The organism is Actinophytocola sp., from assembly GCF_009379765.1.
Lineage (GTDB): Bacteria > Actinomycetota > Actinomycetes > Mycobacteriales > Pseudonocardiaceae > Actinophytocola.
On sequence record NZ_WHTD01000032.1, the window covers coordinates 22,904 to 43,754 of the forward strand.

Annotated in this window: 20 protein-coding genes and 1 riboswitch; of the genes, 6 read left to right on the forward strand and 14 right to left on the reverse strand. The window is 71.3% G+C overall.

The window, feature by feature from the left end:
• Positions 1-92 precede the first annotated feature (92 nt).
• From GEV28_RS12650 to trpA, 5 genes are all read left to right on the forward strand, one after another.
• Positions 93-1,643 carry an anthranilate synthase component I gene (locus GEV28_RS12650; RefSeq protein ID WP_291411908.1) on the forward strand — a complete coding sequence of 517 codons (1,551 nt, stop codon included), beginning with the start codon at positions 93-95 and terminating at the stop codon, positions 1,641-1,643.
• A 58-nt stretch (positions 1,644-1,701) separates the two neighbouring features.
• Positions 1,702-2,130, forward strand: coding sequence for a Trp biosynthesis-associated membrane protein (locus GEV28_RS12655; RefSeq protein ID WP_291411910.1), 429 nt, complete (start codon positions 1,702-1,704; stop codon positions 2,128-2,130).
• A gap of 219 nt (positions 2,131-2,349) precedes the next feature.
• The gene (gene trpC / locus GEV28_RS12660) at positions 2,350-3,168 is read left to right on the forward strand and encodes an indole-3-glycerol phosphate synthase TrpC (protein ID WP_291411912.1); all 819 of its coding nucleotides are present in this window, start codon (positions 2,350-2,352) and stop codon (positions 3,166-3,168) included.
• A complete protein-coding gene (trpB, locus tag GEV28_RS12665; RefSeq protein ID WP_291411914.1) occupies positions 3,147-4,412 on the forward strand; it encodes a tryptophan synthase subunit beta in 1,266 nt (421 codons plus the stop codon). Before trpC ends, trpB begins: the two co-directional genes overlap by 22 nt.
• A complete protein-coding gene (gene trpA / locus GEV28_RS12670) occupies positions 4,412-5,203 on the forward strand; it encodes a tryptophan synthase subunit alpha (protein ID WP_291411916.1) in 792 nt (263 codons plus the stop codon). The genes trpB and trpA overlap by 1 nt, the downstream gene beginning before the upstream one ends.
• 37 nt (positions 5,204-5,240) lie before the next feature.
• Here the strand turns inward: trpA and GEV28_RS12675 are convergent, their stop codons facing one another.
• On the reverse strand, positions 5,241-5,903 hold the full coding sequence (locus GEV28_RS12675) for a hypothetical protein (RefSeq protein WP_291411918.1): 663 nt from the start codon (positions 5,901-5,903) through the stop codon (positions 5,241-5,243).
• A gap of 25 nt (positions 5,904-5,928) precedes the next feature.
• On the opposite strand from GEV28_RS12675, the gene lgt reads away from it, so the two are divergent.
• On the forward strand, positions 5,929-7,014 hold the full coding sequence (lgt, locus tag GEV28_RS12680; RefSeq protein WP_291411971.1) for a prolipoprotein diacylglyceryl transferase: 1,086 nt from the start codon (positions 5,929-5,931) through the stop codon (positions 7,012-7,014).
• Between the two features lie 18 nt (positions 7,015-7,032).
• Here the strand turns inward: lgt and GEV28_RS12685 are convergent, their stop codons facing one another.
• The 13 genes from GEV28_RS12685 to GEV28_RS12745 form a co-directional block, all read right to left on the reverse strand.
• Positions 7,033-8,133, reverse strand: a complete 1,101-nt coding sequence (locus GEV28_RS12685; RefSeq protein ID WP_291411920.1) for a diacylglycerol kinase — start codon at positions 8,131-8,133, stop codon at positions 7,033-7,035.
• Positions 8,130-8,918: an SDR family oxidoreductase gene (locus GEV28_RS12690; protein WP_291411922.1), complete on the reverse strand. Its 789-nt coding sequence runs from the start codon at positions 8,916-8,918 to the stop codon at positions 8,130-8,132. Before GEV28_RS12690 ends, GEV28_RS12685 begins: the two co-directional genes overlap by 4 nt.
• 329 nt (positions 8,919-9,247) lie before the next feature.
• Positions 9,248-10,045, reverse strand: coding sequence for an ABC transporter ATP-binding protein (locus tag GEV28_RS12695; RefSeq protein ID WP_291411924.1), 798 nt, complete (start codon positions 10,043-10,045; stop codon positions 9,248-9,250).
• The gene (locus GEV28_RS12700) at positions 10,042-11,112 is read right to left on the reverse strand and encodes an iron ABC transporter permease (RefSeq protein WP_291411926.1); all 1,071 of its coding nucleotides are present in this window, start codon (positions 11,110-11,112) and stop codon (positions 10,042-10,044) included. The genes GEV28_RS12695 and GEV28_RS12700 overlap by 4 nt, the downstream gene beginning before the upstream one ends.
• A complete protein-coding gene (locus GEV28_RS12705; protein WP_291411928.1) occupies positions 11,112-12,059 on the reverse strand; it encodes an ABC transporter substrate-binding protein in 948 nt (315 codons plus the stop codon). The genes GEV28_RS12700 and GEV28_RS12705 overlap by 1 nt, the downstream gene beginning before the upstream one ends.
• A 117-nt stretch (positions 12,060-12,176) precedes the next feature.
• A riboswitch (cobalamin riboswitch) is annotated at positions 12,177-12,242 on the reverse strand.
• Positions 12,243-12,397: 155 nt separating this feature from the next.
• Positions 12,398-13,426 (reverse strand): LacI family DNA-binding transcriptional regulator, encoded by a 1,029-nt coding sequence (locus tag GEV28_RS12710; protein ID WP_291411930.1) that lies wholly within the window; start codon positions 13,424-13,426, stop codon positions 12,398-12,400.
• 124 nt (positions 13,427-13,550) lie between these two features.
• Positions 13,551-14,945: a GH1 family beta-glucosidase gene (locus tag GEV28_RS12715; protein WP_291411931.1), complete on the reverse strand. Its 1,395-nt coding sequence runs from the start codon at positions 14,943-14,945 to the stop codon at positions 13,551-13,553.
• Positions 14,942-15,829 carry a carbohydrate ABC transporter permease gene (locus GEV28_RS12720; RefSeq protein ID WP_291411933.1) on the reverse strand — a complete coding sequence of 296 codons (888 nt, stop codon included), beginning with the start codon at positions 15,827-15,829 and terminating at the stop codon, positions 14,942-14,944. The genes GEV28_RS12715 and GEV28_RS12720 overlap by 4 nt, the downstream gene beginning before the upstream one ends.
• The gene (locus tag GEV28_RS12725) at positions 15,829-16,830 is read right to left on the reverse strand and encodes a carbohydrate ABC transporter permease (RefSeq protein WP_291411935.1); all 1,002 of its coding nucleotides are present in this window, start codon (positions 16,828-16,830) and stop codon (positions 15,829-15,831) included. The genes GEV28_RS12720 and GEV28_RS12725 overlap by 1 nt, the downstream gene beginning before the upstream one ends.
• Positions 16,827-18,116, reverse strand: a complete 1,290-nt coding sequence (locus GEV28_RS12730; protein ID WP_291411937.1) for an extracellular solute-binding protein — start codon at positions 18,114-18,116, stop codon at positions 16,827-16,829. Before GEV28_RS12730 ends, GEV28_RS12725 begins: the two co-directional genes overlap by 4 nt.
• 224 nt (positions 18,117-18,340) lie before the next feature.
• Positions 18,341-18,478: a hypothetical protein gene (locus GEV28_RS12735; protein WP_291411939.1), complete on the reverse strand. Its 138-nt coding sequence runs from the start codon at positions 18,476-18,478 to the stop codon at positions 18,341-18,343.
• Positions 18,475-19,320 (reverse strand): DUF1996 domain-containing protein, encoded by an 846-nt coding sequence (locus GEV28_RS12740; RefSeq protein ID WP_291411941.1) that lies wholly within the window; start codon positions 19,318-19,320, stop codon positions 18,475-18,477. The genes GEV28_RS12735 and GEV28_RS12740 overlap by 4 nt, the downstream gene beginning before the upstream one ends.
• 1 nt (position 19,321) lies before the next feature.
• Complete coding sequence (locus tag GEV28_RS12745; RefSeq protein WP_291411943.1) at positions 19,322-20,806, reverse strand: glycoside hydrolase family 16 protein; 1,485 nt, start codon at positions 20,804-20,806, stop codon at positions 19,322-19,324.
• Positions 20,807-20,851 lie beyond the last annotated feature (45 nt).

Sequence of the window (20,851 nt, forward strand, 5' to 3'; positions counted from 1 at the left end):
TCCTGGGCGTTGGACTCGCGGGTCCGGAGTGTTGGACTCGCGGGTCCGGGGGCGGGGCGGGGCGCGGGCGCGGTGCCGGGACAATGGGGCGCATGGTCAGTGTGATCAACGCGGCGAAGGCCGTCGGCGGGCTGGGTGTCGTCTCTCCCACCCGGGACGAGTTCCACCAGCTCGCCGCCGAGCGGCGGGTCATTCCCGTGGTCCGGCGGGTGCTCGCCGACGCCGAGACGCCCGTCGGCGTGTACCGCAAGCTCGCGCAGGGACGGCCGAAGACCTTCCTCCTCGAGTCCGCCGAGAACGGGCGTTCCTGGTCGCGCTGGTCCTTCGTCGGCGTCGACAGCTCCGCCGTGCTCACCGAGCGCGACGGCGAGGCCTGCTGGGTCGGCACCGTCCCGGACGGCCTGCCCAGCGGCGGTGACCCGCTCCAGGTGCTCCGCGAGACCGTCGAGATCCTCCACACCGACGCCCTCCCCGGCCTCCCCCCGCTGACCGGCGGCATGGTCGGCTTCATCGGCTACGACGCCGTCCGCCGCCTCGAGCGCCTCCCCGAGCTCACCGACGACGACCTCCGGCTCCCCGAGCTGGCCATGCTCCTCGCCACCGACCTCGCCGCGCTGGACCACCACGAGGGCACCATCACTCTCATCGCCAACGCCGTGAACTGGGACGACACCCCCGCCCGGGTCGACGCGGCCTACGACGCCGCCATCGGGCGGCTCGACGCGATGACCGGCCGGCTGCACACCCCGACCGACGCCACCGTCGCCGTCTTCGACCGGCCCGAGCCCGAGTACGACAGGCGCAGGAGCCGCGAGGACTACACGAGCGCGGTGCGGACCGCCAAGGAGGCCATCCGCGCCGGCGAGGGCTTCCAGGTCGTCCTCTCCCAGCGTTTCGAGATGACGACCGACGCCGACCCCCTCGACGTCTACCGCGTCCTGCGCGCCACCAACCCCAGCCCGTACATGTACCTGCTCCGCCTCGACGGCTTCGACATCGTCGGCTCCAGCCCGGAGTCGCTGGTAACCGTGCGCGACGGCGTGGCCACCACGCACCCGATCGCCGGCACCCGGTGGCGCGGCGTCGACCCCGACGACGACGCCCTCCTCGAGAAGGACATGCTCAGCGACGAGAAGGAGCGCGCGGAGCACGTGATGCTCGTCGACCTCGGGCGCAACGACCTCGGCCGGGTCTGCCGCCCGGGCAGCGTCCACGTCGTCGACTTCTTCCGGGTCGAGCGCTACAGCCACGTGATGCACATCGTGTCGACCGTCACCGGCACCCTCGACGAGGCCAGGACCGCCTTCGACGCCGTGGCCGCGTGCTTCCCGGCCGGCACCCTCTCCGGCGCGCCCAAGCCGCGCGCCATGGAGCTCATCGAGGAGCTGGAGCCGACCCGGCGCGGGCTCTACGGCGGCGTCGTCGGCTATCTCGACTTCGCCGGCGACGCGGACACCGCCATCGCCATCCGCACCGCGCTGATGCGCGACGGCACCGCCTACGTGCAGGCCGGCGCCGGTATCGTGGCCGACTCCGACCCGGTCGCCGAGGACATCGAGTGCGTCAACAAGGCCAAGGCCGTACTCGCCGCGATCGCCACCGCGCAGACGATGCGCCCGGCCGCCGGGGGGCGCGGTGACTGAGCCGAGACCGACGCAGGCGACGCCGACGACGACCCGAGGTCCACTATGGATAGTCGCGGTGCTACTACTCGCCGCAGCGGCCGCCCTGTGGGGCTCGACCCGGATCAGCTGGGGTGTCGACACCCCGCGCTACGGCACGGCGCTCGCGCTCGCGGCGCTCGCCGGGTTCGCCGGCACGGTCGCGGTCGGCGGCTGGGGCAAGCGGGTCGTCGGCGCGGTCGTGGTGATCACCGGAGTACTCGCGGGTGCGCCGAGCGTGACCGCCGACGGCACCGGGCTCGGCCGCTGGATCGCCTTGCTGGGCGCGGTTCTGCTGGTCGTGGCGGGGTTGCTGGTGATCCGTTCCGGCGCGCTGCTGCCCACGCTCGGCGCCAGGTATCAGTCGGCTAACGCGCGGCGACGTTCCGGCGATCCGGACAAGGACATGTGGGACGGTCTGTCCCACGGTGAAGATCCAACAGTTCGCAACCCAGAGGATGAACGCTGAGCGTGGACCCGGTAACGAGTCACCGCACGGTGCGGGGTTAGCATCCCTTTGGCGGGAAAGGGGCAAAGCTGGTGACTGATAGCACCTGCGACACATCGGAAACGGCGCGACTGCCGGGACCGAGCAGCGCCGGCGAGTGTGGCCTGTGAGCGAGCCTGCGAGCGAACGAATGTCACAGGGCGACCGCGAGCGGCTCGACCGAGCCCGCGAGGGGGAGTCATGAGCGAGCTCAGCGTGCTCGAGTCGATCATCGAGGGCGTCCGCGAGGACCTGGCGGAGCGCGAGGCCGCGCTCCCGTTCGAAGCAGTGAAGGAGCGCGCGGCCAAGGCCGCGCCGCCCAAGGACGCCGTGGCCGCGCTGCGCGGCTCCGGCATCGGTGTCATCGCCGAGGTCAAGCGGCGCAGCCCGGCCAAGGGCGAGCTGGCGCAGATCGCCGACCCGGCGGCGCTGGCCAAGGACTACGCCGACGCGGGCGCACGGGTGATCAGCGTGCTCACCGAGGGGCGGCGGTTCGGCGGCTCGCTGGCCGACCTCGACGCGGTGCGGGCCGCGGTCGACGTCCCGTTGCTGCGCAAGGACTTCGTCGTCGGCCCCTACCAGGTGCACGAGGCGCGGATGCACGGCGCCGACCTGGTCCTGCTGATCGTCGCCGCGCTGGAGCAGAACGCGCTCGTCTCGCTGCTCGACCGGGTCGAGTCGCTGGGCATGACCGCGCTGGTCGAGGTGCACACCGCCGAGGAGGCCGACCGCGCGCTCGAGGCCGGCGCCACGGTGCTGGGCATCAACGCCCGCGACCTGCACACGCTCGAGGTCGACCGGGACGTGTTCGGTCGCATCGCGCCCGGGTTGCCGGTCGACATCATCAAGATCGCCGAGTCCGGCGTCCGCGGGCCGGGTGACCTCATGACCCACGCCGGCGCCGGTGCCGACGCCGTGCTCGTCGGCGAGAGCCTCGTCGCGAGCCCCGACCCCAAGGCCGCCGTGGTGCAGCTCGTCACGGCCGGCTCGCATCCGGCATGCCCGAGGCCGAGTCGGTGACCGAGCGGGACCCGCGGGACCCCGAGGTCGGCACTGTGCACGACCCGGACAAGCACGACCCGGACGCGCGCGGCCACTTCGGCCCGTACGGCGGTCGGTTCCTGCCCGAGGCGCTGATCGGCGCCATGGACGAGCTGTCCGCCGAGTACGACAAGGCACGCCTGGACCCGGAGTTCGTGGACGAGCTCAACAGGCTGCTGAAGGACTACGCCGGCCGCCCGTCACTGCTCACCGAGGCACCGCGGTTCGCCGAGCACGCGGGCGGCGTGCGGATCTTCCTCAAGCGCGAGGACCTCAACCACACCGGCTCGCACAAGATCAACAACGTGCTGGGCCAGGCATTGCTCACCAAGCGGATGGGCAAGAAGCGGGTCATCGCCGAGACCGGCGCCGGCCAGCACGGGGTGGCCACCGCCACCGCGTGCGCGCTGATGGGCCTGGACTGTGTGGTCTACATGGGCGAGGTCGACACCCGACGTCAAGCGCTGAACGTGGCCCGGATGCGACTGCTGGGCGCCGAGGTCATCCCGGTCAAGACCGGCTCGCGCACCCTCAAGGACGCCATCAACGAGGCGCTGCGCGACTGGGTCACCAACGTCGACACCACCCACTACCTGCTCGGCACCGCCGCGGGCGGGCACCCGTTCCCGGTGATGGTGCGCAACTTCCACAAGATCATCGGCACCGAGGCGCGCGCGCAGATCCTCGAGAAGGCCGGCCGGCTGCCCGACGCGGTCGCCGCGTGCGTCGGCGGCGGGTCCAATGCCATCGGCATCTTCCACGGCTTCATCGACGACCCGGACGTGCGGCTCGTGGGCTTCGAGCCGGGCGGCAAGGGCATCGACTCCGGCGAGCACGGCGCCACGCTCAGCGAAGGCACCCCCGGCATGCTCCACGGCGCGCTGTCCTACCTGCTGCAGGACGAGGACGGGCAGACCATCGAGGCGTACTCGATCTCGGCCGGGCTGGACTACCCCGGGGTCGGGCCGGAGCACTCCTACCTCAAGGACATCGGCCGGGCCGAGTACCGCTCGGTCACCGACGCGGAGGCGATGGCGGCGTTCCAGCTGCTGTCCCGCACGGAGGGCATCATCCCGGCCGTCGAGTCGGCGCACGCACTGGCCGGCGCGCTGGTGCTGGGCCGGGAGCTGGGGCCGGACGGGCTGATCCTCGTCAACCTGTCCGGGCGCGGCGACAAGGACATGGGCACCGCCGCGGACTACTTCGGCTTCATGGAGCAGTGATGGCACGGCTGGACCCGGTGTTCGCTCGCACCCGCGCGGAGGGGCGGGCCGCGCTGGTCGGCTACCTGCCGGCCGGGTACCCGACGGTCGACGGCTCGGCAGAGCGCCTGACCGCGATGGTCGAGGCGGGCTGCGACATCGTCGAGGTCGGCGTGCCGTACTCCGACCCGGTGATGGACGGCCCCACCATCCAGGCCGCCGCCGACCTGGCGCTGAAGGGCGGGTTCCGGCTGCGCGACCTGTTCGGTGTGGTCGAGACCGTCGCGTCGGGCGGCGGGCAGGCCGTGGTGATGACGTACTGGAACCCGGTGCACCGCTACGGCGTCGACCGGTTCGCCCGCGACCTGGCCGCCGCGGGTGGCCTGGGCATGATCACGCCGGACCTCGTCCCGGACGAGGCCGAGGACTGGCTGGCCGCCTCGGCGGCACACGACCTGGACCGCATCTTCCTGGTCGCGCCGTCCTCGTCGCCAGAGCGGCTCGCCTCGACCGCCGCCGCGACCACGGGCTTCCTGTACGCGGCCGCGGTCATGGGCGTCACCGGCGCCCGCGACCGGGTGGGCAGCGCCGCGTCCGGGCTCGTCTCGCGGGCCCGCGAGTACACCGGCGACCTGCCGATCGCCGTCGGGCTCGGCGTGCGGTCGGGCGACCAGGCGGCGGAGGTGGCAGGCTTCGCCGACGCGGTCGTCGTCGGCTCGGCGTTCGTGTCCCGCTCGGGCGACGTGTCCGGGGTGCGCGAGCTGGCCGCCGAGCTGGCCGAGGGCGTCCGCCGCCCCCTCATCGCCCGCTAGTGTCGCGTGACCCTGAAACCTTTACGCCGCTGCGACACTAGAACGGGTTTTCATAACTCTGCGGGATGCGGTCGTGCGGCTGCCGCGGGTCGGCCTGTGGCACGACCGAGAGGAGCGCGGCGTAGAACTCTGCCTCGCCGCGGGCACCGTAGGCGGCCGCGTGCACGGCGGGTGAGCTCCCGAGGTACCAGACTCCGGCGGTCCGCTTGACGACGAAGATCGGTCCGTTGCCGGAGATCTCGGGCGTGGGCACGACGACGAACGCGAAGACCCGGTCGTCGATGCGGTAGGCGTCTTCCTGCCAGCCGTTCGAGCTCAACCACCGGACCAGGTGTGCGTGGTGGTCGACCTTCCGCGCCGCCGGGTCGGGTAGGTCGGCGAGCGTGCCGCCGATGGTCTCGTCGGGGATGTTCGGGTTCATGCCGGCGGCCCGCATGGTCCGGGCGAGCTCCTTCGCGGAGCGGGCCCCGTAGATCGGCAGGCTGTCCGGGTTCGAGGCGAGGTGCCACACGTCGCCGGTGCGCTTGACGATCACGCACGGCCCGTTGCCGTAGGTCATCGCGTTCGGGTGGCCGTCGTGGTAGTCGTCCGGCTGTGTGTCGACCCAGAAGGCGAAGCCGCCGTCGGAGGCTCGCTTCTCAGCGTGCCTGGGGCCGTATCGAATGGCCACCCAGGCCACCACTTCCTCGCGTGACAACATGATCGAGATCGTGTCACGGGACCCTATGTGCGCCGCACGGACGTCGCCCGTTACGGTGACGCGCGTGACTGTGGCGTCCAGTGTCTTCCTGGCGAACATCCCGAGCCCGGACCGTGGTGTCTGGGAGCTCGGTCCCATCCCGCTGCGGGCGTACGCCCTGTGCATCATCGCCGGCATCATCGTGGCGATCTGGTGGGGCGAACGGCGCTGGGCCGCCCGCGGCGGCACCCCCGGCACCGTCATCGACATCTCGGTGTTCGCGGTGCCGTTCGGCCTGGTCGGCGGGCGGCTCTACCACGTCATCACCGACCACCAGCGCTACTTCGGTGAGGGCCGCAACCCCATCGACGCGCTGCGCATCTGGGACGGCGGCCTCGGCATCTGGGGCGCCATCGCGCTCGGCGCGGTCGGCGCGTGGATCGGCTGCCGGGTCAAGAAGGTGCCGCTACCGGTGTTCGCCGACGTCATCGCGCCCGGCATCGTCGCGGCCCAGGCCATCGGCAGGCTCGGCAACTACTTCAACCAGGAGCTCTACGGCGGGCCGACCGACCTGCCCTGGGGCCTGGAGATCTACCGGCGCATCAACGAGGCGGGCGCCGAGGACAACCTCAACGGCGTGGCGGTCAACCACATCCCGATCGAGGTCGTGCACCCGACCTTTCTCTACGAGCTGCTGTGGAACCTCGCGGTCGCCGCGCTCATCGTGTGGGCCGACCGGCGGTTCCGCCTCGGCCACGGCCGCGCGTTCGCGGTGTACGTCGCCGGCTACACGCTCGGCCGCACCTGGATCGAGATGATGCGCACCGACGAGGCCACCCACGTGGCCGGTGTCCGGATCAACGTCTGGGTCTCGATCCTCGTGTTCCTCGGCGCGATCGCATATCTGGTCCTCGCGAAGAAGCGTGGGCCACGGGAGGACCTGGCGGCCATCCAGGGCAACGTGCCACCGGATGCCGACACCGCCACCGACACCGACTCCTCCGCCGCGGCCGAGGACGACGCCGAGGACGAGGACCGGGACGGCGACGAGCCCGAGGACGGCGAGGACGAGCCCGAGGACGAGCCGGCCGAGGCGGACAAGCCCGCGAAGGCCAAGGAGACCATGCCCTGAACGACGCGTTCAGGGCGCTCAACGTCCCGAGTGACGCGTTCGAGGCATCGAGCCGTCGGCGACCAGGCCTCGGCCGGTCACCAGGGGCAGGTCCAGCGCGGTCAGCAGGCCCGGCTTCGCGGCGACCACCGCCGGGATCGCGTTCACCAGGCGCATCGCGGTGGCCTTGAGGCCGGCCGTGTTGTGGTCGCCGTCGGTGGCGACGAGCCGCAGGTCGAGCGTGTAGTTCGGCTCGCCCGTGACCTCCACGCGGTAGCCGCCCTGCCCGGTCGGTCGCGGCCAGCCCGGCCCGAGGTCGGGGCGCAGCCGGGTGACGTGCTCGAGCACGCACACCGCCCGGCCGCCGAGCATCCCGCGCACCTCGAACCGCAGCGCGGCCGCGGTGCCGGCCTCGATCGTGCCCGCCCGGATGGTGAACGTCTCCGGGGCCGGCAGCCGGGCCGACGTCTCCTCGACGCCGTCCAGCTCGACGCCCAACCCGGCCGCGAGCTGGCGCACGACGCTGCCCCACGCGAGCGACAGCACGCCGGGGAGCAGCAGCATCGGCGGGTCGTCCATCGGCCGGCCGAAGCCCATGATGTCGAAGAGGACCTTGGCGTTGTCGTAGGTGGAGTAGTCGAGGATCTCCAGGCAGCGCACCTGGTCGATGCGCTGGCACACCGAGGTGAGCACGAGCGGCAGCCAGTCGTTGGCGAAGCCGGGGTCGATGCCGTTGACCCACAGGGACGCGCCGCCCTCGGCCGCGGCGCGGCGGATCGGCTCGACCAGGTCGGCGGGCACCACGCCGGTCGGATACTGCAGGAACACCGGCGAGCTGGACACGACGTTGATGCCCGCGCGCAGGATCCGCTCGAGGTCGGCCAGCGCGTCGGTGATCCGGTCGTCGGCCATCGCGGTGTAGACGACGCAGTCGGGCCGCAGGGCGAGGAGCGCGTCGGCGTCGGTGGTCGCGGTGAGGCCGAGCGGTCCGATACCCGCGAGCTCACCCGCGTCCCGGCCCGCCTTGTCCTGAGTGGACACCCAACAGCCGGCGAGGGTGAGGTCCGGCCGGGCGGCGATCCCGGCGATCGCGTGCCGACCGACGTTGCCGGTACACCACTGCACCACTGTGTACGTCATAGATCCGGCAGGCCCAGGTCGAGGTTGGGTGCCTGCAGGCCGCCGTCGACCTCGAGCACCTTTCCGGTGAGGTAGCCGCCGGCCGCCGAGGTGAGGAACAGGACGGTGGCCGCGACCTCCTCCGGCGAGCCGATGCGGCGCAGGGGAGTGGCGCGCTCCATCCTCGTGCGCAGCTCGTCGTTGGTGAGCACGATGTCCAGCGCCGACGTCGCGACTGAGCCGACGCAGATCGCGTTGACCCGGATGCGTGGCGCGAGGTCGTAGGCGGACAGCTCGGTGAGGTGGGCGAGCGCGGCCTTCGCGGTGCCGTAGGCGAGGAAGCCGCGGCCGCTGACCCGGCCCATGATCGACGAGACGTTGACGACGGCACCACCTTCGCCGGCGAGCATGATCGGGGCGGCGGCGCGGGTGAGGGCGTGCGCGGTGGAGACGTTGAAGCGGAAGGCTTCCTCGAGGAAGTCGGTGCTCGTGTCGAGTAGCGGGCGCGGGTAGGTGCCGCCGAGGTTGTTGACGACGACGTCGAGCCGGCCGAACTCCCGCCGGGCGGCGTCGGCGAGCCCGGCGACGGCGTCCACATCGGACAGGTCGGCGGCGACCGGGTGCGCCCGCCGGCCGGTGGCGGTGACCCGCTCGGCGACGGCGTCGAGGTCGTCCTTGGTACGGGAGGAGATCACGACGTCGGCGCCGGCCTCGGCGAGCGCGACGGCCGTGGCGGCACCGATGCCCCGCCCGGCCCCGGTCACGACGGCGACATGGTCGGTGAGCAGGAACCGGTCCAGGATCACGGGCGAAACTGTAACATGTTCTAGTTGAGGCTCGGCCGCCGTCGGGTCGTGCTTCCCGCGACCAGGCGCAGCACGAGCCCGGGGGTGGTCCGATCACCGACTCGAACTGGTTGTGCACCACCGCACCCGTGGTCGGCACGGCCCGGCCACGGAACTGACGGACATGGCGTGCGGTCCGCCTGGTGCCGCGCCAGAAACGCACCGCCGCGACCAACCGCCGGCCGAACACCAGGACCCACCCGGCCGCCGCGACGGCTTACCAAGGCCAGTTGCCCATGCCGCGGATCGTATCGGCGAGAAGGCTTGTCAGGACTCGGTTTCGGTGGCGGTCACTCGGTCGGCGCAGCGGGCCGGCCGGCCCGGGTCGGGGCGACCACCAGGTTCCCGTTCGCCGTCCGGACGACCTCGACCGTCGCGTCGTAGTGGCGCTCGACGGTCTTGCGGGTGAGCACCTGTTGCGGCGTCCCGGAAGCGACGACCTCGCCGCCGTCGAGCAGCAGCAGCCGGTCGGCGTACTGGGCGGACAGCGTGAGATCGTGCAGCGAGCTCACCACCGTCGCGCCTTCCTCGGCGCGGAGGCGGTCGATGAGGTCCAGCAGGGCCTGCGCGTGCCCGATGTCGAGGCCCGTGGTCGGCTCGTCGAGCAGCAGCAGGCCCGCCTGCTGGGCGAGCACCCGGGCGAGCACGGTCCGCTGGCGCTCGCCGCCGGACAGGGTGTGCAGGGCCCGGTCCGCCATCTCGGAGAGATCCAGCCGGCCGAGCACCTGCTCGACGATCTCCAGGTCCGCGCGCCGCTCACGGGCCAGCGGAGCCAGGTGCGGGGTGCGGCCGAGCAGCACGTAGTCGGTGACCGTCAGCCGGTCCGGCAGCTGCGGCGTCTGCGGGGCGTAGGCGATCGCCCTGGCCCGCTCGCGGCTGCCGAACGCCGCGGTCGGGGTGCCGTCCAGCAGGATCTCGCCGTCGTGGTCGACGACGCCGACGATCGACTTCAGCAGCGAGGACTTGCCGGCGCCGTTCGGTCCGATGATCGCGAGCCAGCTGCCGGTGGGCACCTCGACGTCGACCTCGGCGGCCACCGTCCTGGACCCGTAGCGCGCGGACACCCCGCGCAGCGTCAGCGCGGTCACCGGAGCTGGCCCCGGTTCATCCGCAGCACCAGCAGGAAGAACGGCGCGCCGGTGAACGCGGTGATCACCCCGATCGGCAGCTCGGCGGGTGCGAACGCGGTGCGCGCGATGTGGTCCGCGATGATCAGGAACATCGCGCCGCCGACCAGCGACAGCGGCACCACGACCCGGTAGCTCGCCCCGGCCAGCAGCCGCACGACGTGCGGCACGACGATGCCGACGAACCCGATCAGCCCGCTCACCGCGACCGCCGCCGCGGTGGCGAGCGACGCGGCCAGCAGCACGACGATCCGCACCCGCGCGGGGTTGATGCCCAGCGACGCGGCCTCGTCGTCGCCGAGCGCGAGCACGTCGAGCAGCCGCGCGCACACGCACAACACGATCCCGGCGAGCCCGATGTATGGGAGCGTGATGAGCACCTCGCGCCAGCCGGTCGTGTTGAGGCCGCCGAGCATCCAGCTGTAGACCTGCTTGATCGTGTCGGTGTTGAGCTGCTGCACGAACGTCTGGATCGCGGTGAGGAACGACGCGATCGCGATGCCGGCGAGCAGCAGCACCGCGGTGCCGCCGCCGGCCGAGCGGCCGAGCAGCCAGGTCAGCGACACGCCGCCGATCGCGCCGGCGAACGCGGCCAGCGGGAGCGGCCCGATGACCCACCCGGTGACCGAGGGCGCGGCGACGACCACGATCGTGGCCGCCATCCCCGCGCCGGCGGCGGCGCCGAGCAGGAACGGGTCGGCGAGCGGGTTGCGGAACACGCCCTGGAACGCCGCGCCGGCCATCGCGAGCGCCGCGCCGACCAGCCCGGCGAGGATGACCCGCGGCAGCCGGACCTCCCAGACGATCGCCGCCTCGGTGGCCGACAGCGGCGACACTCCGCCGGTGAGCTGCGCCCAGACCTCGTGCACGACGCGGGTCCAGCCGAGGTTGGCCGCGCCGAGCAGGGTGGACACCGAGATCACGACGGCGAGCGCGAGCACCGACGCGACCAGCACCGCGGGCCGCAGCCGGGTCGGCGTGACCTTGCGCGCGGGCCGCGCGGTCGCGCGGCTCGTCGTCGTGAGCATCAGCTCTGGCTCGCCTTGGTCACCGCGTCGGCGACGGACCGGGCGAGGTCGACCACCCGCGGCCCCCAGCGCGAGGCGAGGTCGTCGTCGAGCTCGACGACGTTGCCGTTCCGCACCGCGTCGAGCGTGCTCCAGCCGGGCCGCGCGGCGACCGTCTTCGCGTTCTGGCCGCAGCACTTCACGTCCGCGAGGAAGATCAGGTCGGGGTTGGCCTTGAGGATGTGCTCGGCGGACAGCTGCGGGTAGCCGCCGCTGTCCTTGTCGGCCGGGTCGGCGATGTTGGTGAGCCCGAAGAGGCCGTAGACCTGGCCGATGAAGGTCTTGGACGTCGCGCTGTAGAGCGTGGTGTCGAGCTCGTGGTAGTAGGTCAGGTCCTGCTTCGGGGTGTCCTCGGCGAGCTTGTCGAGGTCGTCCTCGGTCGTCCTGGCCAGGTCCTTCGCCTCGTCGGCGTGGCCGGTGGCCCGGCCGAGGAGCTCCATCCCGGTGTAGAGGTCGTCGAGGGTGGCTGCCGCGGGGACGGCCAGGACGTCGCGGTCGAGCCTGGTGAGCGATGCCACGAGGTCGTCGGCGTCGTCGGAGATCACCACGAGGTCGGGGTCGTAGCCGACGATGGCCTCGACGTTGGGGGTCAGCCCGGAGAGGTCGGTCCTTGGCGCGTCGGCCGGGTAGGTCGACTGGTCGTCCACGGCCACGACCTGGTCACCCGCGCCGATGGCGTAGAGCGTCTCGGTGTTGCTGGCCGACAGCGACACGATGCGCTCGGGCCGCTCGTCGATGGTGACCGGCGCGCCCTCGGCGGGCGTGACCGTGACGGGGAACTGCCGCTCCGGGGTCTTCGGCGTACTCGGTTCGTCGTCGGCACGCTCGGCGCAGCCGGCCGTCACGAGGGCGGCGGTGAGGGCGAGGACCGCGAGGCGTCGCACGCGCCTGCGGATGGGGATGGACATGGACCACCTCGGGTCGTATGCCCGGCGCATGGCCGCGGGCGCCTCCGCCGACGGCGGTCGCGACGCCGCATCCCTGCACCGGGGGCGGTTGGCGTCGACGCGGGGAGCGGTAGGCGACCTGGCTCGGGCGCCGCTTTCGCGGGGCCACCACAGTTGCGGGACAGCGCCGGACTCGCACCGGACTTCGCTACCACCTGTTCGCGACCCCGGGACGGGGCACGACCTGTTCGCGTCACCGGTCAGCACGCTGACCAGCAGAAGGACGCTACCACCCGGCCGGAGACCCGCGAGCCCCACGTCGAGAACCCCGCGAGTCCAACGTTCAGGTACTCGCGGGGTCAGGCGGACTCGCGTTCGACTAGCTCCGTGGGCAGGACCACCGGGTCGCCGACCGGGTCGCCGCCGATCTGGGTCAGCAGCAGCTCGGTCATCGTGCGGGCCTGGTCGAGCACCGGCTGGTGGATCGTCGTCAGCGGCGGCTCGGTGTGCTTGGCCATCTCGATGTCGTCGTAGCCGACCACCGACACGTCCGCCGGCACCCGCCGCCCCGCCGCCCGCAGCGTGCGCAACGCGCCGATCGCCATCAGGTCGTTGGCCGCGAACACGCCGTCGATGTCCGGATGCCGGTCCAGCAGCACCGACATCGCCCGCTCGCCCGACTCCCGGGTGAAGTCGCCGTACGCGACCCGGTCGACCTTGCGGCCCGCCGCCGACAGCGCACGCTGGTAGCCGCCCAGCCGGTCGAACCCGGCGGTCATGTCCTGGGGACCGGCGATGGTGGCGATCCGCCGCCGTCCGGCGGTCAGCAACCGCTCGGCGGCCAGCTGCGCACCCCCGACGTTGTCCACGTCGACGTAGGACAGCCCGGGCAGGTGCCGCTGCGGCCGGCCACCGACGACCGTCGGGATGCCGGCGTCCAGCAGCACCCGGGGGAGCGGGTCGTCGTCGTGCATCGAGGCCAGCAGGACCCCGTCCACGTGTCCACTTCGGACGTAGTCGGCCAGCCGCGCGTGCTCCGCGTTGTTCTGCGCGTTCACGAGCACCAGCTGCACACCGGTGCCGATCAGCGCCTGCGACGTCGCGATGATGATGTTGCCGAGGTAGGGGTCGGACAGCACCGTGGCGTCGGGCTCGCGCATCACGAGCGCCACCGAGTCGGTCCGGCGCATCGCGAGCGAGCGCGCGGCCCGGTTCGGGACGTACCCGAGCCGGCCGATCGCCGACTCGACCGAGTCCTTCACCTCGGCCGACACCCGCGGTGAGCCGTTGATCACCCGGGACACGGTCGCCCGGGAGACCCCCGCCTCCGCGGCCACCGTGTCCAGGGTCGGCTTCCGCCGCCGGACCGAGATCTCACCCGGTGTCATAGTCCGCTCGCAAGCTCGCCCTGTGACACCGGTTCGCTCGCAAGCTCATTCACGGCGCCCCCTCGCGGGCTCGGTCGCGCCGCTCGCGGTCGCCCTGCGTTTGATGATTCGCTCGCACGCTCGCTCATACGTCGATGCCGTTCGTGTTGATCACCTGCCGGTACCAGTACGCGCTGTCCTTCCAGACCCGGCGCTGCGTCGGGTAGTCCACGTGGACGATGCCGAACCGCTTCGAGTACCCGTAGGCCCACTCGAAGTTGTCCAGCAGCGACCACACGAAGTATCCACGAAGGTCGACCCCCGACTCGATCGCCTCGTGCACGACTGCCAGGTGGTCGCGCAGGTAGGAGATCCGCTCGTGGTCCCGCACACCCCCGTCCGACCCCAGCTCGTCGTCGAACGCGGCGCCGTTCTCGGTGATCATCAGCGGGATCGGCGCGTACTCCTCGTGCACCCGGTGCACCACGTTGCGCAGGCCCTGCGCGTCGATCGCCCAGCCCATCGCGGTCGCGGGCCCGGGCTGGCTGACGAACCGGACGTCCGCGCACGCCGGCCACGGCGACGGCGCACCGGACGGCGTGCCCGCGTCCACCAGCGTCGGCGTGTAGTAGTTGACGCCGAGCATGTCGATGGGGGACGAGATCACGTCCATGTCCCCGCTCACCACGAACGACCAGTCGGTGAGGCCGCGGGTGTCGCGCTGCACGTCGGCGGGGTAGTGGCCGCGGAACAGCGGGTCGAGGAACAGCCTGTTGCCGAGCCCGTCGATCCGCCGTACGGCGTTCGTCGCGGCGGGCGATGTGACGGCCGGCATCACCGCGCACAGGTTCAGCGTGACCGACACCTGCGCCGCCGCTGGCAGCACGGCCCGCAGCGCATGGGTCGCGTACCCGTGGGCCAGCAGCAGGTGGTGCGCCGCGCGCAGCGAGAGCGCGGGATCGGTGCGGCCCGGCGCGTGCTCGCCCGAGGCGTAGCCGAGGAAGGCGGAACACCACGGCTCGTTCAGCGTGGTCCAGATCGGGACCCGGTCGCCGAGCCTGGCCCCCACGAGCTCGGCGTACTCCGCGAACCGAGCCGCGGTGTCCCGTACCCCCCAGCCGCCGGCGTCCTCCAACTCCTGCGGCAGGTCCCAGTGGTAGAGCGTCAGCACCGGTGTGACCGAGTGCGCGAGCAGCTCGTCCACCAGGCGCGAGTAGTGGTCGAGGCCCGCCGCGTTCGCCGGACCGCGGCCGCCCGGCTGCACCCGCGGCCAGGACACCGAGAACCGGTAGGCCGGCAGCCCGAGCTCGGCCATCAGCGCCACGTCGTCGCGGAAGTTGCGGTAGTGCTCTGCCGCCACGTCGCCGGTGTCGCCGCCGTCCACCCGCCCCGGCGTGTGCGCGAACGTGTCCCAGATGGACGGACCACGACCGTCCACAGTGGTCGATCCCTCGATCTGGTACGCCGCGGTCGCCGCGCCCCACATGAAGTTCGTGGGGAACACGAGCCTGCCGTCGGCCTGAGGTCGCGTCGCCGTCATCCTTTCACCGCCCCTTGCATGATTCCTCCGATGATCTGCCGTCCGAGCAGCAGGAACACGATCAGCATCGGGAAGGTGGCGATCACGGTGCCGGCCAGCACCAGCGAGTAGTCCACCTCGATGCCGCTCGCCGTGTTGGCGATCGCCACCTGGACCGTCGGGTTCTGTGTGTTCAGCAGGATGAGCGGCCAGAACAGGTCGTTCCAGTAGGTGATGAACGTGAGCAGGCCCAGCACCGCTGCCCCCGGCCGGGCCACCGGCAGCACCACGCTCCAGTAGATCCGCAGCGTGCTCGCCCCGTCGACGCGGCCGGCCTCGAGCAGCTCGGTCGGCATCGCGGAGGACAGGTACTGCCGCATGAAGAACACGCCGAACGCGCTCACCAGCGCCGGCACGATCACCCCGCGCAGGTCGTTGGCCCAGCCGAACCACTGGGTGACCATGATGTACAGCGGGATGATCGCGAGCTGGGTCGGCACCAGCATCGTGGCGACCACGGTGGTGAACAACCCGTTGCGGCCGCGGAAGGTCAGCTTGGCGAACGCGAACCCGGCGAGCGTCGAGGTGAACACCACGGCCACCGTGATCGTGCCGGCCACGAGCATCGAGTTGGTCAGCGCCAGCCCGAAGTTGCCCTGCTCGAATGCCGCGGACAGGTTGTCCCACAACGATCCGCCGGGCACGAGAGGCGGCGGGTAGCGGCCGATCGCCGACTGGTCCCGCGAGGACACCACGATCGACCAGTACAGCGGGAAGATCGAGAACACCACGATCGCGAGCAGGATCCCGTAGGTCACCCAGCCCGCCGAGTCGGGCGCCTTGGCCGGGCGCCTCCTCGGCGGAGCCGGTGGCGCCGCCGGGGGAGCGATGGTGGCGGGGGACACTAGTCGTCCGCCGATCGGATGCGTCGTACCAGCAGGAAGTTGACCAGCGCGACCACCACCGTGACAAGGAACAGCGTCCACGCGATCGCGGCCGCGTAGCCGTACCGGCCGTTCGTCCAGAACTGCTGGTACAGGTACAGCACCACGGTCTGGAACTGCCGTTCGGAGCCGCCGTTGTTGTTGCGCGTGGTGTCGAACAGGAACGGCTCGGCGAACAGCTGCAGCGCGCCGATCGTCGACACGATCACCGTGAAGATGATCGTCGGCCGCAGGCTCGGGACCGTGATGTACCAGAACTGCTGCCACTTGCTCGCGCCGTCGATCGAGGCCGACTCGTACAGCTCGTAGGGGATCGTCTGCATCGCGGCGAGGTAGATCAGCGCGTTGTAGCCGGTCCAGTGCCAGGTCACCATCGCCGACACGGCGAGCCACGAGGACCACTTCTCCGCGCGCCAGTCCAGCGGGTTCTCCATGAACGGCTGGAGGAACCAGTTCAGCAGACCGAAGTCACGCGCGAAGATCTGGTTGAAGATCAGCGCGACCGCGGCCACCGACGTGATGTAGGGGACCAGCACGCCCATCCGCAGGAACAGCCGCCCGCGCAGCCGGTAGTTCAGCAGGTGCGCGACGCCCAGCGCCAGCAGCAGCTGCGGCACCGTCGAGACCAGCCCGATGCCGAACGTGTTGACCAGCGCGTTGTGGAAGCTGTCGTCCTGCAGCAGGTTCGTGTAGTTGTCCAGCCCGACCGACACGTCCTCGCTGCCGGGCTTGCGCGGGCTCCACGACGTCGTCGAGATGAACGCCGTGTACACCAGGGGAAACAGGCCGAAAACCGCGAACAGCGCGAAGAACGGGACGATGTAGAGGTACGGCGAGCCCTTGACGTCCCACCGGTAGAGCCGGGAGCGCCAGGCCTGCCGCCGCGGCGACGGCGGCCCTGCGGAGCGCCACCGGTCCTCCTCCGGTGGCGCTGCCGACGGACTGTCCAGCTCAGCCGTCATCCATCACCCGCGGCGGCCTTGATGTCGTTCATCGCCGACTCCCAGGCCTCGTCGGCGTCGGTGCCCTGCTCGACGCTGTTCAGCGCGCCGGAGAAGGTGTTGCCGATGACGCCGCTCTGCGGCCCGTAGACCTGGACGGGTGCGTTCTCCAGCGAGGCGGGGAAGATCTTCCCGGCCGGGGCGTTGTTGAAGAACTCCGAGGTGAAGTCCGCGACCTCGGGCTGGGTCCAGGTGCTCGTCTGGCTCGGGAAGTTGCCGATCGTCTTGAACAGCTTGACGTTCTGCTCGGGTGCGGTCAGCCACTTCGCCAGCTCCGCGGCGGCGTCGATGTTCTTGCCTTGCGAGGGCACCGTGACGTAGGAGCCGCCCCAGTTGCCGGAACCGCCGGGGATCGTGGCGATGTCCCACTTGCCCTTGGTCTCCGCGGCGTTGGCCTGGATGTAGCCCATCATCCACGCCGGGCAGGTGATCGTCGCGAACTGGCCCTGCTGGAAGCCGGTGTTCCACTCCGGCGAGAACTCCGGCAGCGCGGCCGACTGGCCGTCCTTGATCGCGGCCACGGTGAGGTCCCACGCGTCGCGCACCGCGTCGTTGCTCTCCACGATCAGCTCACCGTCGGCGTTGTAGAACGTCTCCTCGTCGTTGCCGAGGATGCCGGTGAACACGTGCCCACCCGCGTCGAACCACTTGACCTTGGGCACCTTCTGGACGAACCGGTCGCCCACGTCGACGTAGTCGTCCCATGTGGACCACAGCGCGGAGACGTCCTCGCGCTTGGTCGGCAGGCCCGCCTGGGCGAACAGGTCGGTGCGGTAGCACATCGCGAGGCCGCCGATGTCGGTCGGCAGCCCGATCAGCGTGCCGCCGTCCGCCGTGGACGCCCGCTGGACGGTCGACTCGGTCCACTGCGAGGTGTCGACGTCCTGGTCCTTGAAGTTGGTGAACTTGTCCGGCTGCCCGATGTAGCCGGACACCTGGCCCACCTCGATCACCTCGAGGTCGGCGGCGCCGGAGCCCGCGGTGAGCCGGGCCTGCAGGTTCTGGTGGTGGGTACCGAAGTCGCTCCGATTCTCCTTGATCGTGATGTTGTCGTGCAGCTTCTCGTACTCGTCGTAGAGCTCCCGGTTGTCCGGTAACGAGAAGCTGTCGCCGAAGACGTTGATGGTCAGCGTGATCTCGCCGTTCGGGTCCGCGCCGTCCTCGTCGCTTCCGCACGCGGCGAGGACGAGGGCGCTCACCGCTGCCAGCGAGGCGACCATCGCGCTTCTGGGTCGTGCCGTTCGCATGTTGGCCTCCTGCGGCCGGGTGGCCGGCCACGTCGCTGTGGGTTCGAGCCGCATTCGTGAGAGCGCTCTCATGGGTGACCGAAGGATCTCGTTCGCTTTGGTCGCTGTCAAGACCCCGTAACCAGGACGTTGCGGACAGAGGTCGCGGATAGGGACCGGCTCCCCTCGCACCAGGGACAGGGTGCGAGAGGAGCCGGGAAACGATCCGAGCGCCACGTGGCCTATTACTGGTCGATCGGATCGCCGTCGGTGCCGCAGATGTAGCCGGCGTTGACGCAGTTGGTCACCCGTCGTTGCAGCTCGCCGGGGTCCCAGGCGTTCATGAAGTCGCCGTGGAAGGTGTACCCGGGCGCGGTCGTCACGTTGACCTCGTCCCGGGTGCCGGCGGGCGTGAGCCCGCGCCGTTGACCGGGTAGGTGATGAGCAGCTCCACCCGCGGCAGCACGACGGGATGGCCGGCCGGGCAGGTCGGCCCCACCGCGAACGTCATGTGGTCGCGATGGTTGGGGCTGTCCAGCCGCTGACCGTCCCAACAGGTCGGGAAGTCGAGGTAGTTCTCGAGCTTCGTGCCCGCGGGGCAGCTCGGGAAGTCCCGGTAGGCCTCGGGCAGCCCGACGCAGGACCAGCGCGCGGCCGGGTTCTCGGCAGGGCTCGTCGCCAGGGCGTTGCCCACCACGTACCGCAGTCCCTGCGGCGGAGCCGCGGCCCGCACGTGGTCGGTGATGCCCTGGTAGTAGACGGTGACCCGGTCGGGTGGAACGGGCTGCCCGTTCTGGTACAGCGTCGGCGTCCAGTACGCGGACAGGTCCACGTCCGGGTCGCAGTTGGTGGCGCCCAGCCGCAGCGAGTCCAGCGTGGAGTGCGCGTTCGTCGTGCGGTTGCCGTAGAACTCGTGGACGTGCGACGCGCCGGCCTGGCCGGGCAGGACGATGGGGTCATCGCCCTGCCGGTGGCTCGACCGGCACTCCGCCCGGAACTCCGAGCCGCGGACCGGGGCGCGCTGCTGCGCCACGATCGCCGCGTGCTGCTCGGCGTCCGGCACGTACCCGTGCGCGGAGTGGTCGACCGGCGCGGTCGCGCCGGTGGAGCCTGTCAGCAGGGCGACCGCCAGCACCACCGCCGACGCCGTCGCGGACAGGGTCACCGAGCGCCCGAACGCCCTGGCCAGGGGCGTTCGGGTGGCTCGTCGCGGGGACGTGGCCATGTCAGTGGCCGAAGGTGAACCAGTTGACGTTGACGAAGTCGGCCGGCTGGCCGCTGGTGAAGGTCAGGAACACGTCGTGCACCCCGGTGACCCCGCTGATGTTCGCCGGAATGGTCCGCCAGCTCTGCCAGCCGCCCGTGTTGCCGACCGCGAAGCTGCCGATCGGCGTGTTCGACCGCGAGTCCAGCCGCACCTCGACCAGGCCGCTGACCCCGCCCGCGGCGCCGGATGCGACCCGCGCGGAGAACTGCCGCGCCGGGTCGGCGCCGAAGTCGATGTCGTCGTAGCGCGCCCAGTCGCCGTTGGCCGCCCAGCCCACGTAGCTGCCGCCGCCCGTGTCGGCCGCGCCGTCGACGGCAAGCCCGCTCTGCTGCTGGAAGTTCTCGGCCTGGAGCGTGGTGTACGCGCTGCCGCCACCACCCGGCGGCGGGTCGGTCGGGTCGCCGCCATCGCCTCCGCGCGACCACACCGCCACGTAGTCGACGAGCATCGGGCGGCCGGACACGGTCTCGGCCACCGGGGTCGCCCGGCCGGCCACGCCGTCGGGGAACGCGCCGCCCATCGCGACGTTGAGGATGATGAAGTACCCGGCGTGGCTGGTCATCTGGGTCCACGTGTCTGCCGGCAGCTGGCCCTGGCTGACGCTGTGGAACTGCTGCCCGTCGACGTACCAGCGCAGCTGGTTGGGCGACACGCTCTGGTCCCACTCGAACCGGTAGGTGTGGAAGGCCGACTGGCACGACGCGCCGGGGCACGCGCGGCTGGTGCCGAGGCCGTTGAACTCGTTGCACGGCCCGCCCGGCGCGACTCCACAGTGGAGCACGCCCCACACGGAGTTGATCCCGTTGACGTTCTCCATGATGTCGAACTCGCCGATGCCCGGCCAGTTCCAGTAGTTGCCCCGGAAGGGTGAGCCGAGCGCCCAGAACGCGGGCCAGTAGCCGAGCGCCTCGCTGCCGGTCACATTGGGCATCTGGATGCGGCCCTCGATGCGCAGCACGCCGCCCTCGGGTGCCTTGAAGTCGGTGCGCTGGGTCTCGATGCGGGCCGAGGTCCAGTTGCCGGCGCCGTCGCGCAGCGGGGTGATCCGCAGGTTGCCGGAGCCGTCGACGCTCACGTTGGCGGGGTTGTTGGTGTGCGCGGCGATCTCACCGGTGCCCCAGTTGCCGGGGCCGCCGGGGTAGCTGTGGCCGATGTCGAAGATCCAGTTCGACGACGACGGCAGGGTGCCGGCAGAACCTTCGAAGTCGTCGGCCCAGACCTGCGTCCACCCCGCATCCGGTGGGGGAACAGAGGCTTCGGCGCTATGGGTCATCGGCGCGATGATCGCGACCGCCGCGGCGGCCGCGCCGAACGCGACCAGCCTTCGGCGCCTGGGTGGGTGTGCCGGGGGAGAGGTAGGGGGCATGGCGGTGACCTCCTTGTCACGCTCGGGCAGGGTTCCGAGTGCCTGTCGCGACAGGCCGCAGATATTGCCGTATGCCATGGAAGCGCTCTCACAACGGATTGTCAACTGCTGATGACCGACCGG

Excerpts from the sequence above, each read along its gene's own strand:
- GEV28_RS12650 (WP_291411908.1), top strand. The coding sequence starts at position 93 with ATGGTCAGTGTGATCAACGCGGCGAAGGCCGTCGGCGGGCTGGGTGTC.
- trpC (WP_291411912.1), top strand. The coding sequence starts at position 2,350 with ATGAGCGAGCTCAGCGTGCTCGAGTCGATCATCGAGGGCGTCCGCGAG.
- trpB (WP_291411914.1), top strand. The coding sequence starts at position 3,147 with ATGCCCGAGGCCGAGTCGGTGACCGAGCGGGACCCGCGGGACCCCGAG.
- trpA (WP_291411916.1), top strand. The coding sequence starts at position 4,412 with ATGGCACGGCTGGACCCGGTGTTCGCTCGCACCCGCGCGGAGGGGCGG.
- GEV28_RS12675 (WP_291411918.1), bottom strand. The coding sequence starts at position 5,903 with ATGTTGTCACGCGAGGAAGTGGTGGCCTGGGTGGCCATTCGATACGGC.
- lgt (WP_291411971.1), top strand. The coding sequence starts at position 5,929 with ATGTGCGCCGCACGGACGTCGCCCGTTACGGTGACGCGCGTGACTGTG.
- GEV28_RS12685 (WP_291411920.1), bottom strand. The coding sequence starts at position 8,133 with ATGACGTACACAGTGGTGCAGTGGTGTACCGGCAACGTCGGTCGGCAC.
- GEV28_RS12700 (WP_291411926.1), bottom strand. The coding sequence starts at position 11,112 with ATGCTCACGACGACGAGCCGCGCGACCGCGCGGCCCGCGCGCAAGGTC.
- GEV28_RS12705 (WP_291411928.1), bottom strand. The coding sequence starts at position 12,059 with ATGTCCATCCCCATCCGCAGGCGCGTGCGACGCCTCGCGGTCCTCGCC.
- GEV28_RS12710 (WP_291411930.1), bottom strand. The coding sequence starts at position 13,426 with ATGACACCGGGTGAGATCTCGGTCCGGCGGCGGAAGCCGACCCTGGAC.
- GEV28_RS12715 (WP_291411931.1), bottom strand. The coding sequence starts at position 14,945 with ATGACGGCGACGCGACCTCAGGCCGACGGCAGGCTCGTGTTCCCCACG.
- GEV28_RS12725 (WP_291411935.1), bottom strand. The coding sequence starts at position 16,830 with ATGACGGCTGAGCTGGACAGTCCGTCGGCAGCGCCACCGGAGGAGGAC.
- GEV28_RS12730 (WP_291411937.1), bottom strand. The coding sequence starts at position 18,116 with ATGCGAACGGCACGACCCAGAAGCGCGATGGTCGCCTCGCTGGCAGCG.
- GEV28_RS12740 (WP_291411941.1), bottom strand. The coding sequence starts at position 19,320 with ATGGCCACGTCCCCGCGACGAGCCACCCGAACGCCCCTGGCCAGGGCG.
- GEV28_RS12745 (WP_291411943.1), bottom strand. The coding sequence starts at position 20,806 with ATGGCATACGGCAATATCTGCGGCCTGTCGCGACAGGCACTCGGAACC.